This is a genomic window from Streptomyces sp. NPDC097107 (assembly GCF_044762405.1).
GTDB classification, from domain to species: Bacteria; Actinomycetota; Actinomycetes; order Streptomycetales; family Streptomycetaceae; genus Streptomyces; species Streptomyces thinghirensis.
In genome coordinates, this window is sequence record NZ_JBIWEF010000008.1 from 151,139 (window position 1) to 164,229 (window position 13,091).

General features: G+C 71.2%; 11 protein-coding genes and 1 riboswitch. Of the genes, 4 read left to right on the top strand and 7 right to left on the bottom strand.

The annotated features are described in order from the left end of the window. The first annotated feature begins 43 nt into the window (after positions 1–43). The 3 genes from ACIQ1J_RS20540 (at position 44) to ACIQ1J_RS20550 (ending at position 4,311) form a co-directional block, all read left to right on the top strand. Complete coding sequence (locus ACIQ1J_RS20540) at positions 44–550, top strand: GNAT family N-acetyltransferase (protein WP_403558481.1); 507 nt, start codon at positions 44–46, stop codon at positions 548–550. A gap of 57 nt (positions 551–607) precedes the next feature. Then, positions 608–769: riboswitch (cobalamin riboswitch) on the top strand. A 123-nt stretch (positions 770–892) separates the two neighbouring features. Continuing rightward, complete coding sequence (locus ACIQ1J_RS20545) at positions 893–3,280, top strand: ribonucleoside-diphosphate reductase subunit alpha (RefSeq protein ID WP_403558483.1); 2,388 nt, start codon at positions 893–895, stop codon at positions 3,278–3,280. Then, positions 3,280–4,311: a ribonucleotide-diphosphate reductase subunit beta gene (locus tag ACIQ1J_RS20550; protein WP_403558485.1), complete on the top strand. Its 1,032-nt coding sequence runs from the start codon at positions 3,280–3,282 to the stop codon at positions 4,309–4,311. The genes ACIQ1J_RS20545 and ACIQ1J_RS20550 overlap by 1 nt, the downstream gene beginning before the upstream one ends. Here the strand turns inward: ACIQ1J_RS20550 and ACIQ1J_RS20555 are convergent. Further along, positions 4,224–4,469 (bottom strand): hypothetical protein, encoded by a 246-nt coding sequence (locus ACIQ1J_RS20555; protein ID WP_210960543.1) that lies wholly within the window; start codon positions 4,467–4,469, stop codon positions 4,224–4,226. The genes ACIQ1J_RS20550 and ACIQ1J_RS20555 overlap by 88 nt on opposite strands. 92 nt (positions 4,470–4,561) lie before the next feature. Here ACIQ1J_RS20555 and ACIQ1J_RS20560 point away from each other — a divergent pair, with 92 nt between their 5' ends. Next, a complete protein-coding gene (locus tag ACIQ1J_RS20560) occupies positions 4,562–5,530 on the top strand; it encodes a GlxA family transcriptional regulator (protein WP_403558487.1) in 969 nt (322 codons plus the stop codon). 21 nt (positions 5,531–5,551) lie between these two features. Here ACIQ1J_RS20560 and ACIQ1J_RS20565 read toward each other — a convergent pair whose 3' ends face one another. The 6 genes from ACIQ1J_RS20565 to ACIQ1J_RS20590 form a co-directional block, all read right to left on the bottom strand. Next, positions 5,552–6,928: a cytochrome P450 gene (locus tag ACIQ1J_RS20565; RefSeq protein WP_403558489.1), complete on the bottom strand. Its 1,377-nt coding sequence runs from the start codon at positions 6,926–6,928 to the stop codon at positions 5,552–5,554. Beyond that, on the bottom strand, positions 6,925–8,016 hold the full coding sequence (gene cyc1 / locus ACIQ1J_RS20570; protein ID WP_403558491.1) for an epi-isozizaene synthase: 1,092 nt from the start codon (positions 8,014–8,016) through the stop codon (positions 6,925–6,927). The genes ACIQ1J_RS20565 and cyc1 overlap by 4 nt, the downstream gene beginning before the upstream one ends. A 249-nt stretch (positions 8,017–8,265) precedes the next feature. Beyond that, on the bottom strand, positions 8,266–8,916 hold the full coding sequence (def, locus tag ACIQ1J_RS20575) for a peptide deformylase (protein WP_121749134.1): 651 nt from the start codon (positions 8,914–8,916) through the stop codon (positions 8,266–8,268). A gap of 103 nt (positions 8,917–9,019) precedes the next feature. Next, the gene (locus tag ACIQ1J_RS20580; protein WP_210960548.1) at positions 9,020–10,000 is read right to left on the bottom strand and encodes a hypothetical protein; all 981 of its coding nucleotides are present in this window, start codon (positions 9,998–10,000) and stop codon (positions 9,020–9,022) included. 114 nt (positions 10,001–10,114) lie between these two features. Continuing rightward, a complete protein-coding gene (locus ACIQ1J_RS20585; RefSeq protein ID WP_403558494.1) occupies positions 10,115–11,656 on the bottom strand; it encodes a metal-dependent phosphohydrolase in 1,542 nt (513 codons plus the stop codon). Further along, positions 11,653–12,975: an HD-GYP domain-containing protein gene (locus tag ACIQ1J_RS20590; RefSeq protein WP_403558496.1), complete on the bottom strand. Its 1,323-nt coding sequence runs from the start codon at positions 12,973–12,975 to the stop codon at positions 11,653–11,655. Before ACIQ1J_RS20590 ends, ACIQ1J_RS20585 begins: the two co-directional genes overlap by 4 nt. Positions 12,976–13,091 lie beyond the last annotated feature (116 nt).

Sequence of the window (13,091 nt, forward strand, 5' to 3'; positions counted from 1 at the left end):
ATCCGGCGGCCCGTCGTCGTACCCGCAGGGCACACTCGGCGCCATGGACTTCGTGATCCGGCAGGCGGCGACGGACGAGTACGGCACCCTCGGTGAGATCACCGCGCAGGCCTATCTGCGCGACGGCCTCCTCGACTTCGGGGAGAGCGACGCGTACCTCGGCGAGCTGAGAAACGTCGCCAAGCGTGCGGCGGCCGCCGAGGTGCTGGTCGCCGCCGCGGACGGCCGGGTGCTCGGCGGCGTGACCTTCGTGCCGTCCGGCGGCCCCATGGCCGACATCGCCCGGCCCGGCGAGGCCGAGATTCGGATGCTCGCCGTCGCCCACGAGGCACGCGGACGCGGGGTGGGCGAGGCCCTCGTACGGACCTGCGTCGACCGGTCCCGGGCCGTCGAGGGCTGCGCGCGCGTGGTGCTGTCCACCCAGCGCACCATGCGCACCGCCCACCGCCTCTACGAGCGGATGGGTTTCGCCCGTACGCCCGACCGCGACTGGAACCCGCTGCCGGAGCTGGACGACATCACGCTCCTCACCTATGAACTGACGCTCTGACGCCGGCACCACCCCTCGACGGCTCCTCCGCGACACAACATCTGGGGGTGCTCGTCGAACCCGGCACAAGATGTATGCTCGTGCTCGCTGTCGCCGCAGGGGAATCCGGTGCGAATCCGGAACTGTCCCGCAACGGTGTACTTGTGTGTGTCCGCGCGTCTCCGCACGTGTGCACACGCATGTCCAGTCCGAGGACCTGCCGACAGTGCGCCCGTACCGTCCCGGTCCGGGTGCCTGACGTCCGGGCCTCGTGGAGTGGGCCGGTGGACGCGACGCCGCGTGCGCTCGTGAGCTGCCCCTGCCCTCCCCCAGGCCCCGTGCCGAGCGAGGGAGTGCCCCCACGTGACCATCGCGCCAGCCGACCCGGTTTCAGCGACCCCGGTGACGACCTCAGCGACCCCGGTGACCGAGGAGCCCGACGGGCCCGGTGCCGCGTTGCTGCGGACCCTGACCGAGCTGACCGCCGACCTCCCCGGCGCCGACCCGGGCCGGGTCGCCGCAGCCGCACTGCGCGGCCGGTCCGCCCGTGCGGACGAGTCCGAGCTGCGGGAGCTCGCCACGGAGGCGGCGGCCGGGCTCATCTCGGAGGACCCGGTCTACTCCAGGCTGGCCGCCCGGCTGCTGACCATCGGCATCCGCGCCGAGGCGGCTTCCCAGGGCGTCACCTCGTTCACCGGGTCGGTCGCCACCGGTCACCGCGAGGGCCTGATCGCCGACCGCACCGCCGAGTTCGTACGGCTGCACGCGGACCGCCTGGACGCGCTGATCGACCCGGCCGCCGACGACCGCTTCGGCTACTTCGGCCTGCGCACCGTGTACAGCCGCTACCTGCTCCGGCACCCGATCACCCGCAAGGTCGTCGAGACGCCCCAGCACTTCATGCTGCGGGTGGCCGCCGGACTCGCCGAGGACGACACCACGCGTGCGGTCGACGAGGTGGCCGCGCTGTACGGGCTGATGAGCCGCCTCGACTACCTGCCCTCCTCCCCCACCCTGTTCAACTCCGGCACCCGGCACGCCCAGATGTCGTCCTGCTACCTCCTGGACTCCCCCAAGGACGAGCTGGACTCCATCTACGACCGCCTCCACCAGGTCGCCAACCTCTCCAAGCACGCCGGCGGCATCGGCATCGCCTACTCCCGCGTCCGCGCCCGGGGTTCGCTGATCCGCGGCACCAACGGGCACTCCAACGGCATCGTCCCGTTCCTGAAGACGCTGGACGCCTCGGTCGCCGCCGTGAACCAGGGCGGCCGGCGCAAGGGCGCGGCGGCGGTCTACCTGGAGACCTGGCACGCGGACGTCGAGGAGTTCCTGGAGCTGCGGGACAACACCGGTGAGGACGCCCGCCGCACGCACAACCTGAACCTCGCCCACTGGGTGCCGGACGAGTTCATGCGCCGGGTGGACGCCGACGGACAGTGGTCGCTGTTCTCGCCCGCCGACGTGCCCGAGCTGGTCGACCTGTGGGGCGAGGAGTTCGACGCGGCCTACCGCGGGGCCGAGGCGGCGGGGCTCGCCCGCAAGACCCTCCCCGCCCGTGAGCTGTACGGCCGCATGATGCGCACCCTCGCGCAGACCGGCAACGGCTGGATGACCTTCAAGGACACCGCCAACCGCACCGCCAACCAGACCGCCGAGCCCGGTCACGTCGTCCACTCCTCCAACCTCTGCACGGAGATCCTTGAGGTCACGGACGACGGGGAGACGGCGGTCTGCAACCTGGGCTCGGTCAACCTCGGCGCGCTGGTCGACGTGGCCAAGGGCGACATCGACTGGGAGCGCCTGGACGCCACCGTCCGCACCGCCGTCACCTTCCTGGACCGGGTCGTCGACATCAACTTCTACCCGACCGGGCAGGCGGGCCGCTCCAACGCCCGCTGGCGCCCGGTGGGCCTGGGCGCGATGGGCCTCCAGGACGTCTTCTTCCAGCTGCGCCTGCCCTTCGACTCGCCCGAGGCGAAGGCCCTCTCGACCCGCATCGCCGAGCGCGTCATGCTCGCCGCGTACGAGACCTCCGCCGATCTCGCCGAGCGCAACGGCCCGCTGCCGGCCTGGGAGAAGACCCGGACGGCCCGGGGTGTGCTGCACCCCGACCACTACGGCGTCGAGCCCGCCTGGCCGGAGCGCTGGGCGGCGCTGCGCGAGCGCATGGCCACGACCGGCCTGCGCAACTCCCTGCTCCTCGCCATCGCGCCGACCGCCACCATCGCCTCGATCGCGGGTGTCTACGAGTGCATCGAGCCGCAGGTGTCCAACCTGTTCAAGCGCGAGACGCTCTCCGGCGAGTTCCTCCAGGTCAACTCGTACCTGGTGGACGACCTCAAGCGGCTCGGCGTCTGGGACGCCCGCACCCGCGAGGCGCTGCGCGAGGCCAACGGCTCGGTGCAGGGCTTCACCTGGATCCCCGAGGACGTCCGCGCGCTGTACCGCACCGCCTGGGAGATCCCGCAGCGCGGCCTGATCGACATGGCCGCCGCCCGCACCCCGTACCTCGACCAGGCCCAGTCGCTGAACCTGTTCCTGGAGACGCCGACCATCGGGAAGCTCTCCTCGATGTACGCGTACGCCTGGAAGCAGGGCCTGAAGACCACGTACTACCTGCGCTCCCGCCCGGCGACCCGCATCGCCCGCGCCGCCGCCCGAGCCACCGTCCCGGTGCAGGCCGGACCGGACCCCGAAGCGGTCGCCTGCTCCCTGGAAAACCCCGAGTCCTGCGAGGCCTGCCAGTAATGACCACCGAGACCCCCGCGACCCCCACCACGAAGAACCTGCTCGACCCGGGCTTCGAGCTGACGCTGCGCCCCATGCGCTACCCGGACTTCTACGAGCGCTACCGGGACGCCATCAAGAACACCTGGCACGTCGAGGAGGTCGACCTCCACTCGGACGTCGCCGATCTCGCGAAGCTGAGCCCCATGGAGCAGCACCTGATCGGCCGGCTGGTGGCCTTCTTCGCCACCGGTGACTCGATCGTCGCGAACAACCTGGTACTCACCCTCTACAAGCACATCAACTCCCCCGAGGCGCGGCTCTACCTGTCCCGCCAGCTCTTCGAGGAAGCCGTCCACGTCCAGTTCTACCTGACGCTGCTGGACACCTACCTGCCCGACCCGGACGACCGCGCCGCCGCCTTCGCGGCCGTGGAGAACATCCCCTCCATCCGCGAGAAGGCCGGGTTCTGCTTCAAGTGGATGGACTCGGTCGAGTCGATGGACCGCCTGGAGACCAAGGCCGACCGGCGCCGTTTCCTGCTCAACCTCGTCTGCTTCGCCGCGTGCATCGAGGGCCTGTTCTTCTACGGCGCCTTCGCCTACGTCTACTGGTTCCGCAGCCGGGGGCTGCTGCACGGCCTGGCCACCGGCACCAACTGGGTGTTCCGGGACGAGACGATGCACATGTCCTTCGCCTTCGACGTCGTCGACACCGTGCGCAAGGAGGAGCCGGAGCTGTTCGACGACGCGCTCCAGCAGGAGGTCACCGACATGCTGCGGGAGGCCGTCGAGGCCGAGCTGCAGTTCGCGCGCGACCTGTGCGGTGACGGCCTCCCGGGCATGAACACCGACTCGATGCGGCAGTACCTGGAGTGCGTGGCCGATCAGCGCCTGACGCGTCTCGGCTTCGCCCCGGTGTACGGCTCCGAGAACCCCTTCTCCTTCATGGAGCTGCAGGGCGTTCAGGAGCTGACCAACTTCTTCGAGCGGCGTCCCTCGGCGTACCAGGTGGCGGTGGAGGGCACCGTCGACCTGTCCGAGGACTTCTGAGTCTCCTTCCCCGCCCCCTCACCCTTCTGGGCCTCCCTGAGCTGACGGTCGATGCGCCGCTCGCGCACGATGCCGATCACCGAGGGGAGGACCATGAGGACCAGGAGTCCGAAGGTCACGAGCATTCCGATCAGGGCTTCTGTCTGGTTACCGGTCATGACACCAGTGTCGTGCCGGACACTCCTTACCGGGAGTGGCAGGTCTGCCGCAGGACCTCGATTTCCTGCCACTTGCGAGGCACACTGGGGGCATGCTGCGGAACGTGGCCGCCGTCCTGCTGGACGGCGCGCATCCCTTCGAACTCGGTGTGGTCTGCGAGGTCTTCGGCATCGACCGGAGCGACGAGGGCCTGCCGGGGTACGACTTCGCGGTGGTCTCCGCGGAGGGCCCGTCACTGAGCACCCATGTCGGCGGGCTCTCCGTCTCCACGCCGTACGGGCTCGACCGGCTGGAGGAGGCCGACCTGATCACCGTGCCGGCAGGGAGTGACTACGTCCGCCGGGAGTACCCGCCCGAGCTGCTGGACGCCCTGCGGCGGGCGGTGGACCGGGGCGCGCGGGTACTGAGCGTGTGCTCCGGGGTGTTCGTACTGGGCGCCGCCGGGCTGCTGGACGGGCGGCGGTGCGCGGTGCACTGGCACCAGGCGGCCGAGCTGGCCCGGCAGTACCCCCGGGTGGCCGTCTCGCCCGACGTGCTCTACGTGGACGAGGACCCGGTGTTCACCAGCGCCGGCACCGCCGCCGGCATCGACGCCTGTCTGCACATCGTCCGCAAGGAACAGGGGCCGGAGGTCGCCAACCGGATCGCCCGCCGCATGGTCGTACCGCCGCACCGGGACGGGGGCCAGGCGCAGTACATCGAACGGCCGCTGCCGCGCTCCCGCTGCGACACCGTCGGCGAGGTGCTGGCCTGGATGGAGCAGCACCTCGACGAGGAGGTCACCGTCGAGCAGCTCGCGGCCCGGGCGCAGATGTCCCCGCGCACCTTCGCCCGCCGCTTCCAGCAGGAGACGGGTACGACGCCCTACCGCTGGATCCTGCGCCAGCGTGTGCTGCTGGCCCAGCGGCTGCTGGAGGCGACGGACGAGACGATGGACGCGATCGCGTGGCGCACCGGCTTCGGTACGGCGGCGGCGCTGCGGCACCAGTTCGTCAGGTCCCTGGGCACCACCCCGCACGCCTACCGGCGCACCTTCCGGGGCCCGGAGGCCGTCGCCTGAGCCGCCACGTCACCGCACCGCTCACCGTGCGACGGGCCTGACCAGCAGGTCGTGCGGCCGCAGGGTGATGCCGACGCGGACCGCGTCGTTCGAGCCCGCCACCTGCTCGAAGCGGTACTTCGTGGCGAGCGCGGCCGTGATCAGCGTCAGCTGCGCCATGGAGAAGTGATCGCTGGGGCACTTGCGCTTACCCGCGCTGAACGGCTTCATGGCGTATTTCGGCACATCCGCCGCACGGTCCGGAATCCACCGGTCCGGGTCGAACTCCAGGTTGTCCGCGTACGACTTCGCATCGCGTTGGATTGCGTACGGACTGTAGATGATGTCCGACCCGGCCGGAATGCGATAGCCACCGAGTTCGGTCTCCACCACCGCGCGCCGCGTCAGAATCCACACGGCGGGACGCAAACGCATGGCCTCCACGATGACATTGCCGGTGTGCGTGAGTCCCCGCACATCCTCGAATGCCACGGGGCGTCCGCCGGTGACCGCTTCGACTTCGTCGCGTATGCGGTCGGCATGTTCCGGGTGTTCGGCAAGTGCCTGCAGCAACCACATGATCGTGGAGGCGATGGTTTCACTGCCGGGGGTGAGTATCGCGACTACCTGGTCGTGGATCTCCTGTTCCCCTATGGGGTCGCCATTGTCGTCCTTCGCCTCCAGCAATGCCGTCAGCAAATCGTCCGGCTTTTGACCGGATGCGCGGCGCTCGGCGATGATCTCGTCGACCAGGAGGTGCAGATCGGCCAGCGCGCTGTTGAATTCGCGGTTGGCCGGGAGCGGCAGCCGGTAGAGCGGTCCGAGCGGGACCACCATGCGCCGGTACATGCCCCGGAAGACGGTGGCGAGCGCGACGCACAGCCGCTCGGCCCGCTCGTCCATGTACTGACCGCGCAGCAGGCAGCGGGCCGCGACGCGCACGGCGACGCGGAAGGACTCGGAGGTGGCGTCGACGGTCCGCCCCGGCTGCCAGCGCTCGGCGAGCGCGTGCGCCTCCTCCTCCATGATCGGGCCGTAGGCGGGGATCGCGTCGAGCTTGAACGCCGGCTGGATGGTGCGCCGCTGACGGCGGTGGAGCGGGCCGTTGGCGGTCGCCACGCCCTCCTTGCCGAGCAGACCCTCCAGCGACTCCCACAGCGGGCCGGCTATGTGGTAGTCGGGACTCAGGGCCAGTGCGCCGGTGAGCTCCGGCGCGGTGACCGCGTAGACGGTCTTGGGGCCGAGCTTGATGCGAACGATGTCACCGTGGTCGCGCAGCTGGGACATGAAGCCCAGCGGATCACGGGCCAGCCTCCAGCCGTGGCCGAGGAGCGGGACACCGCCGCCCGCGACGGGCGGCTCGCGCAGCTCCGGTGTCGTTTCGGTCCGGGTTTCGGGGTTGACGGACTCGACGGTCATTTCTCACCTGCCGCTTCGTTGTTGACGTACGGGGGCGTGGACCGGTCGTCCCAGCTGTCGACCATGTACCGGCCGGACTCGTGGTGGAACCAGTAGACGGAACTGAACCAGTTCCGCATATTGCCGACGTTGACCTGCACGGCGCCGCTCAGTTCCTTTCCGCGCACGGTGCCGTTGTCGAGTTCGTCGGCGAACCGTAACGCATCCTGTTCCACGGCGAGGAAATCGGTGATGCATTCCTCGACGCGTCGCCTTACTTCTCCGATGGCTTCTTCCAGGGTCATCCCATGATGTGTGATGAGACTGATCCCGAGATTGTGCACCTCGTCGCCTGCTATTTCCTTGGGCAGTGAGCACAGGTCGTTGTACCAGGCGGCGAATTCCTGGCTCAGCAGCGCTGCCCGGCGATATGCCGGGTGTTTCCGAACGGTGTCCGGCAGTTCGTACCCCGCACTCGGCTCCAGCAGGTCGGTCCAGATCCAGTGCGCGAAGGTGAGCCGGCGCAGTTCGAGGTACTCCTCGACGCCGGGCACGATGCCATGGGTGCGGTTGTGGAATTCCCGGTCGTAGGCGTCGATCACCGCGTGGAAGTGCCGGGCGAACCGGGCGTTCCACGTCGCCGGCGGCGGCAGGAAGGCGTAGAGCCGCCGCACACTGTCGGCGAACCCGGCGACCAGCGTGTCCTCGTGGTGCAGATGGTCCCTGGGTGAGTCGAGTGCCGCGTGCAGCTGGTTCCGCAGACGCCGCCAGGCGGTCGGACGGCCGTGGACGATGTCCCGGTCGTGCCGGTCGTCCCAGACGAAGAACCACGCGCTGTAGTCAGCTATCGCCTGCATGACCTCGTCGGGGGCGCCCAGGTAGTAGCCCGCCATGAGGTCGGTGTAGCACAGGCCGTCGGCATATTCCTCGACCTTGTCCGCCGGCATGAGCCGTTTTTCGAGCAGCCAGGTACGGGTCTTCTCCTGGAGCTTCGGCCAATACGGGTGCAGTTGCCGGGGAAATACCGCCTCGATCACCGGAAGGCGCAGCGATGGCGGTACTGCGCTCGCGATCGGTGTCGCTGTGGTGCCGTGTGCGAAAGCATGCACGAACAAACCCCTCTCAGCCGCCGGTGGCGCACCCCTCTCGCTGAGCGAGGCGTGCGCCGTTGCGTATCCCCGCACTTCCTATTCAGCACCACAACTGACTGCCCTGGGAACGGATTTGCTCCATTCATTACCCCACGGTGCCGGAATTCTCCTGGTGTGTGGCAGGTTCCGGCAGACCAACGGCGCCCGCTCGGATGAGACCCGAACGGGCGCCGTGCGCACGGGGGATGGGTGACAGGTGATGCGGTGTCAGTCGTTCGCGACCACGGGGTAGCGCGGCTCGTTCTCGGCCATCTGCCGCAGTGCGTCCTTGCGCTCGCGCTTGGAGAGCCGGTCGATGTAGAGGTATCCGTACAGGTGGTCCGTCTCGTGCTGCAAACACCGTGCGAAGTACCCGGTGCCGCGCACCTTGATCGGGTTGCCCTTCTCGTCCTGCCCGGTCACCTCGGCGTAGTCGGGGCGGGCGAGCGGCGCGTAGGCGGTCGGCACGGACAGGCAGCCCTCGTTGCTGTCGTCCAGGCTGCGCCGGTCGGCCGGCAGCTCGACGAGGACCGGGTTGCAGACCACGCCGACGTGCCGGACGCCCTCGTCGTCGGGGCAGTCGTAGACGAAGACCTTCTTGCCGACGCCGATCTGGTTGGCGGCCAGGCCCACACCCTCGGCGGTGCGCTGGCTGGCGAACATGTCCGCGACCAGCTGCTGGAACTCCTCACCGAAGTCGGTGACGTCCGCGCACTCCTTGTGCAGCACCGGGTTGCCGACCACCGTGATCGGACGCGAGGTGCCGCGCTCACGCCAGGCAGCCTCGCGCTCCTCGCAGTCCTCGGTGTCGACGACGAACCCCTCGTCGTCCACGGGGAGCACGCCCGCGTGCTGCTGATCGGTGTCCTGCTGGGCCATGACCGACGTATGCCTTCCTCGAACAACTAAGGGTGATGCGACTTAGGGGTGACACTGATGGCGACCGCTGTCGCGGAGGCCCCGGTAAAGACTACGGGGCCGCTCAGCAGACCTCTTCCAGGTCCCGCCAGTCCCGGGAGTCGGGACTGTCGGCGACCCAACCGTCCAACAACCCCTTCACCAGCGCGGCCGGCGCGGCCACCCCGCACTCCCGCTCCGGCACCCACAGCTGCCCGTCGGTGCGGTGGCCGAGCGGCCCGGGGTGGCCGGGTTCGCTGTGGTCGTGCGGGTCGAGGTGCTCGCCCTCGCCCTCGTCGGACGGCATCCGTGACTCCGAGCACATCCGGCACAGCAGCCGGACCGACGACGACCAGTCCTCGGCGGCGAAACCGGCGTCCGCGGCGAGCTGCTCCAGGGCGTCCCGGTCGGACTCGGTGGCGGCCTCCAGGAGGACCACCCAGGTGGGAACGGGCGACGGCGCCCACAGCTCGATCTCGTCGAAGACGGGATAGGCGTGCCCGGCGGTGGTGGTCCGCTCCCCGTGCGGCACCCCGTCGTGCAGGACGACCTCGCCCCAGCGGCGGCCGGAGGAGGGCAGCGGGATGGACAGCACCTCGACGCGGGCCGGGTCCAGCCGCCGCCCCCACACGACCTCGGCCTCCCCCTCCGGGGACAGCCGTACGGCCGCGCTGCCGAGGTCCATGCCGAGCGGCTCACCGGCGTCCGTCGCGTCCCCCGGGGTGCGCAGTCCGTAGGCCTGCCAGGCCCGGCGGGCCAGCGGCCAGTCCTGGAGGGCGGTCGCGGCGATGCCCACGTTCCACCAGTCGGGTGCGCCGATGTCCCGGTCGAGCAGCGCGACCGCTCTCAGCCCCGCCGCCCTGGCCTGCTCCCAGTCGTGCCGGAACTTGTGCAGCAGGGCGAGGTTGAACCACGACTCCGACAGCCAGGGTTCCAGATCGGCGGCGCGCGTCAGCAGAGCGCCCGCGTCCTCGTAGCGACCGTCGCCGATCAGCGTGAACGCGCGGTCGGTGGCCTGCCGCCAGGAGGCGGAGGGCCGGTGCCGTCCCTTGCCGAAGATCCTCACGATTCCCGCCTGCCAGTTCCGTTCTGTGGGCTGGCTGTGCCTTCCCGCGCCCCCGGACACCTTCTCCTTCGCATCCAACCACGTACGGCTGGAAGGGCGCTCATTACCCATGGGTTACCCAGCCGCGGGCGAGGTAAGACTGCCGCGTGCGAGCACCCGGGCCAGCGCTTCCACGACGTCGGGAGCGTAGTCGCCCGCGGTGGCCAGGCGCAGCTCCTCCAGTGCCGTGAGGCCGCCGCCGGGGCCGGCGTCCCTCGCCTTCTCCTCGTAGGCGTTCACGGCCCGTACGATCCGCGCGGCGACCGGCTGCTCCCGGCAGGGGTCGGCCTGCCGCTCCACCACCACCGCGACGGCCGCGTCGACCCCGGTCTGGCGGACTACGGCCCCGCCGAGCAGCGCGATCCGCCGCTGCTCGGCGGCGGGCAGGCCGGCGGTGGCCCCGGCCGGGACCGGGTCGACCAGACTCAGCTGGCCGATGTCGTGCATGAGGGCCGCGTACTCCAGCACGGTCAGCTCGGCCCCGGACAGCCCCAGGTCCCGCCCGACGGCACCGCTGAGTTCGGCGACGCGGCGGGCGTGCCCGGCGGGGGTGTACCCGGCGATCTCGGTCGCGCGGGCCAGGGAGGCGATGGTCTGCCGGTAGGTGGCCCGGACGGCCGCGTACCGCCGGTAGGAGAGCTGGGTGAGCAGCAGCGGCACGCAGAAGACGGGGAGCGCCCACAGTCCCGCGACGGCCACCGCGAGGGCCATCACCGCCCCGGTCGCGCACACGGCGGACGTGATCCCGACCATGCCGCGCAGCTCCTCGCGCAGCAGCGGACCGAAGGGCCACCCGGTGCGTGCGTGCGCGGGTGCCGCGGCGAGCACGGCGTCGCACAGCGCGGTCAGGGCGAGCAGCGAGATCAGCAGCAGCGCGTAGGCGGGGCCGCTCCAGTCCCGGAAGGCGCCCTGGTTGGACAGCGGCTGGAAGCACACGGCGGCGAAGGCGACGGTGAGCACGCGCCGCGCGAGATGGTCCAGCACGGGCCCGCCGCCACGCGCGATGTACGGCACGCTGCCGAGCAGTGATGCGGCGAGCACGACGGTGACGGTCTGGGCGACGCCGTGGTGCGTGGGCTGTCCGGCGACGTCCCCGAGCAGCGCGTACGCCAGCGCCCCGGCGGCCCCGAGCGGCGCGGCCTCCCGGGCCTCGGTCCCGGCGCGCCGGATGACCTCGCCGAGGGCGACGAGGACGCCGAAGGCGAGCGCGACGGGCCGCTCGTCCAGCCCCGACCACAGCACCACGGCGAGACAGACGAGCGCGAGGAGCCCCGCGCCGACGGGAACCAGGAGAAGAGCCACCGGGGACCGGGACGCGGACCTCGGCCCGGCCTGGAGCGGGGACCAGGGCTGAGGCCGGGACTGGGCCTGGGGTCGGTGCTGGACCTGGGCCTGAGACTCGGGCTGGGGCTGGGGCCCGGATCGGTGCTGGACCTGGGCCTGAGACTCGGCCTGGGCCTGCGGCCGGGATCGGCGCTGGACCTGGGCCTGAGACTCGGCCTGGGCCTGCGGCCCGGATCGGCGCTGGACCTGGGCCTGGGCCTGGGACTGGGACTCGGGCTGGGGCTGGGCCTGGGCCTGGGACTCGGGCTGGGGCTGGGGCTGGTACGACGTCATGACGCCCCCCTTCCGGCGCGGTCCCACGCGCCCTCGCCCCGGCCCGGGGTCACGCCGGCGGGCACGACCGGCGTACCGTCCGCCGTCACCGCCGGACGCCAGCCGTGGCGTCCCAGGGACCGGACCAGCGCTCGGACCATCCGTGGGTCGAACTGCGCCCCGGCGCACCGCTGGAGCTCCTCCACCGCCGCCGCGACGGGACGGGCCCTGCTGTAGGAGCGCGTGGACGTCATCGCGTCGAAGGCGTCGGCGACGGCCACCACCCGGGCCGACTCCGGGATCCGGTCGCCGACCAGCCCGTAGGGGTAGCCGCTGCCGTCCAGCCGTTCGTGGTGGTGGAGGACGGCGGCCCGCGCCTCCCCCAGGAAGCGGATGCCGCGCACCATCTCGTGCCCGTACTCGGGATGCAGCTCGATCACCCGGCGCTCCTCGGGCGTCAACGGCCCGTCCTTGCGCAGCAGCCGGGTCGGCACCCCCAGTTTGCCGACGTCGTGCAGGATCCCGGCGAAGCGGAGGGTCTCGACGCGCTCGTCGTCCATGCCCAGCTCGCGGGCGATCATCATCGAGGCCTGGCCGACCCGCTCGCTGTGCCCGCGCGTGTAGCCGTCCTTGATGTCGACGGCCTGGACGAGCGCGCGGATGGTCGCCTGGTGCGCGGCCCGCTCCCGGTGGTACTGGGCGAACGCCCACCACGCCACGCACGTCGGCAGCAGCACGAGCAGCGCGGCGACAGGACCGTACGGGCTGCGCCACAGGACTGCCATCATCAACCCGGCGAGCCCGTGCACGGCGATCGGCGCGAGCGATCCGGAGAACCCCCGCCAGGCACGCCCGGCCGGCACACGGTCGGCGAGCACCCGGATGCCGCCGTCCAGCAGGGCCAGTACCAGGCAGAACGCCAGTACCGCGGCCCCGGCCGGCACGAGCGCGTACGGAAAGTCGGGCGCGACGACCGCGTCCCGCCCGCCGCACCCCCAGTGGACCCGCGCGGCGGCCCACACGGCGAGCGTCAGCTGCGCGGCCCGCCAGACGCGCCGCAGGGCGAAGGGCCGCTGCGCCACCGGGGACAGCAGGGCCCCGGGCAGCGCCACGAGTGCGGCGGCGGGCGGCGGCAGCAGGAAGGCCCCGGCCAGCAGTACGGGATAGCAGGTCCCGACGAAACGGGACCGTGCGACCAGTTCGCTTCCCGCGTGGAGCCCGGCGAGGAGCAGCACGGCCCACCAGGGCGCATGCACCTGGGGCAGGGGGCTCAGGCAGAGCAGGGCGGCGAGGACGACACCGGCGACGTACGCGTGTGCCCGCGCCGGTACCGCGTCCATGTGCCCCTCCCCCGGCCATGCCTGTCAGGCTCCGGAGCCTAGGACGGCGGCAGGGGAAGGCGGGCAGATAACCCGCGGATTAGCACGTACGGGTGACGTGATGCGTCACGGGCCGA

Coding starts and splice junctions, on each gene's coding strand:
- ACIQ1J_RS20540 (WP_403558481.1), top strand. CDS start 44: ATGGACTTCGTGATCCGGCAGGCGGCGACGGACGAGTACGGCACCCTC.
- ACIQ1J_RS20560 (WP_403558487.1), top strand. CDS start 4,562: ATGCTGCGGAACGTGGCCGCCGTCCTGCTGGACGGCGCGCATCCCTTC.
- ACIQ1J_RS20565 (WP_403558489.1), bottom strand. CDS start 6,928: ATGACCGTCGAGTCCGTCAACCCCGAAACCCGGACCGAAACGACACCG.
- ACIQ1J_RS20585 (WP_403558494.1), bottom strand. CDS start 11,656: ATGACGTCGTACCAGCCCCAGCCCCAGCCCGAGTCCCAGGCCCAGGCC.
- def (WP_121749134.1), bottom strand. CDS start 8,916: ATGGCCCAGCAGGACACCGATCAGCAGCACGCGGGCGTGCTCCCCGTG.
- ACIQ1J_RS20555 (WP_210960543.1), bottom strand. CDS start 4,469: ATGACCGGTAACCAGACAGAAGCCCTGATCGGAATGCTCGTGACCTTC.
- ACIQ1J_RS20590 (WP_403558496.1), bottom strand. CDS start 12,975: ATGGACGCGGTACCGGCGCGGGCACACGCGTACGTCGCCGGTGTCGTC.
- ACIQ1J_RS20550 (WP_403558485.1), top strand. CDS start 3,280: ATGACCACCGAGACCCCCGCGACCCCCACCACGAAGAACCTGCTCGAC.